General features: G+C 63.8%; 3 protein-coding genes. All 3 read left to right on the top strand.

Going from position 1 to position 2,412, the window contains the following annotated elements:
• A partial coding sequence (locus tag A2J02_RS19450) for a circularly permuted type 2 ATP-grasp protein (RefSeq protein ID WP_068052391.1) occupies positions 1–1,289 on the top strand: 1,289 nt, incomplete at its 5' end.
• Positions 1,290–2,264, top strand: coding sequence for an alpha-E domain-containing protein (locus A2J02_RS19445; protein ID WP_068052387.1), 975 nt, complete (start codon positions 1,290–1,292; stop codon positions 2,262–2,264).
• Between the two features lie 8 nt (positions 2,265–2,272).
• Positions 2,273–2,412, top strand: a 140-nt coding sequence (locus A2J02_RS27355) for a transglutaminase N-terminal domain-containing protein (protein ID WP_331712151.1), incomplete at its 3' end; no start/stop codon positions are given.

Here is a 2,412-nt window from a genome sequence, read left to right as displayed (position 1 = left end):
GCGACCAGGAAATCCTGCGCGACGGCGTGGTACCGAAGCGGCTGGTGACCTCCTGCGAGCACTTCCACCGCGAAGCGGTCGGCATCACACCGCCCAACGGTGTGCGCATCCACGTCGCCGGCATCGACCTGGTTCGTGACGCCCAGGGCACCTTCCGAGTGCTCGAGGACAACTTGCGGTCGCCGTCTGGCGTGTCCTACGTCATGGAGAACCGGCGCACGATGGCCCGGGTGTTCCCCGACCTGTTCGCCAGCCATCGCGTCCGCGCCGTCGGCGATTACGCCTCGCACCTGCTGCGAGCACTGCGCGCATCGGCCGCCCTCAACGAGGCCGATCCGACCGTGGTGGTTCTCACTCCCGGCGTGGCCAACTCGGCGTACTTCGAGCACTCGCTGCTCGCACGACTGATGGGCGTCGAGCTCGTCGAAGGACGAGACCTGTTCTGCCGAGACAACATCGTCTACATGCGCACCACCGAGGGCGAGCGTCAGGTCGACGTCATCTACCGGCGTATCGACGACGACTACCTCGACCCCATGCAGTTCCGGCCCGACTCGGTGCTCGGAGTGGCAGGTCTGGTCAACGCCGCCCGCGCAGGCAACGTCGTCATCTCGAGTGCCGTCGGAAACGGCGTCGGCGACGACAAGCTCGTCTACACCTATGTTCCGACGATCATCGACTACTACATGGGCGAGAAGCCGTTGCTGGCCAACGTCGACACGTTCCGGTGCTGGCTCGACGACGAGTGCGAGGAAGTTCTCGACCGCATCGACGAACTGGTCATCAAGCCGGTGGAAGGTTCGGGCGGCTACGGCATCGTCTTCGGACCCGACGCCTCGCCGAAGGAACTCGCCACCATCAGCAAGAAGGTTCGCGCAGATCCGCGTGGTTGGATCGCCCAACCCGTCGTGCAGCTCTCGACGGTGCCGACCAAGATCGGTGATCGATTGGTACCCCGCCACGTCGACCTGCGGCCGTTCGCCGTCAACGACGGCGACGACGTCTGGGTGTTGCCGGGCGGCCTGACCCGGGTCGCGCTGCCGGAGGGATCCCTGGTGGTCAACTCCAGCCAGGGCGGTGGCAGCAAGGACACCTGGGTGCTCGCCACCCGAACCTCTCAGGAGGAGCAGGAACTTGCCGGCGAGGAGATCGTCAGCGTTCCGCCGGAGTCACCGATGGCCGAACAGGGTCCGGAGCTGACGATGGACCAGCAGATGAATCAGCAGCAACAGCAACAGCAGCAACAAAAGCAGGCAACGAACTCGGACTCGAACGGCGGTGGACAGTAAATGCTCGCGCGCAACGCAGAGTCGCTCTACTGGATCGGACGGTACGTGGAGAGAGCGGACGACACTGCCCGCATTCTCGATGTCACCGTCCACCAGCTACTCGAAGACGCCACGGTCGATCCCGACCACACTTCGCGAGTGTTGTTGCGAGTACTCGGGTTCAAGCACGAGCCCGATGTCTCGCTCGACGTGTGGTCTCTGACCGAGGTCGTCGCCTTCAGCCGCGACGGATTGGGTTCGATCGTGGACTCGCTGTCGAGTGCCCGTGAGAACGCCCGTGGCGCGCGTGAAGTGACGTCCAGTGAGATGTGGGAATGCTTGAACACCACGTACAACGGGCTGAACGAGCGCATCAAGGCGTCCAAGCGCACCGGCCCGGCCGAGTTCTTCAGCTACATCGAGGAGCGTGCCGCGATGTTCGCCGGTCTCGCGGACTCCACCCTCAGTCACGACGACGGCTATCGCTTCCTCCTGCTCGGTCGCTCGGTCGAGCGCATCGACATGATCGTTCGGTTGTTGCTCTCGCGAGCCGGTGACCGGCCGTCGTCGCCGGCGTGGGTCACCGTGCTTCGCTCCGCCGGTGCACACGACACCTACCTGCGCACCTACCGCGGCGCACTCGACGCGCAGCGAGTTCTCGAATTCATGTTGTTGGACAGGCTCTTTCCGCGATCGGTGTTCTACGCACTCAACGAGGCGGAACGTTCGCTCGATCAGCTCGACCATCAGCCCAACAGTCGAGTCGGTGCGCGCGCCGAGGCTCAGCGCCTACTCGGTCGCGCTCGTAGCGAACTCGAATTCCTCCGTCCCGGTGAAATTCTCGACGATCTGCAGGAGCGCTTGCTCTCGCTGCAGGAAACCTGCCGTGAACTCGGTGACGCGATCTCCAAGCAGTATTTCCACGCCGCCCCGTGGGTCGCGTGGACCGATGCCGGCTCCGGAACATTCGAAGATCAATTGGAAGGTGAACTGTGAGCTGGCGTATGCGTGTCGTGCACACCACGGGCTATCAGTACGACGCACCGGTGACGTCGTCGTACAACGAGGCTCGGTTGACGCCGCGAAGTGACAATCGGCAGAACGTGATTCTGAACCGAGTCGAGACCAACCCGGTGACGCGTTC

Source organism: Rhodococcus sp. EPR-147, from assembly GCF_001647185.1.
Classification (GTDB): domain Bacteria; phylum Actinomycetota; class Actinomycetes; order Mycobacteriales; family Mycobacteriaceae; genus Rhodococcoides.
Note: the sequence above shows the minus strand (reverse complement) of the source record. Positions and strands in the feature narration are given on the sequence as shown.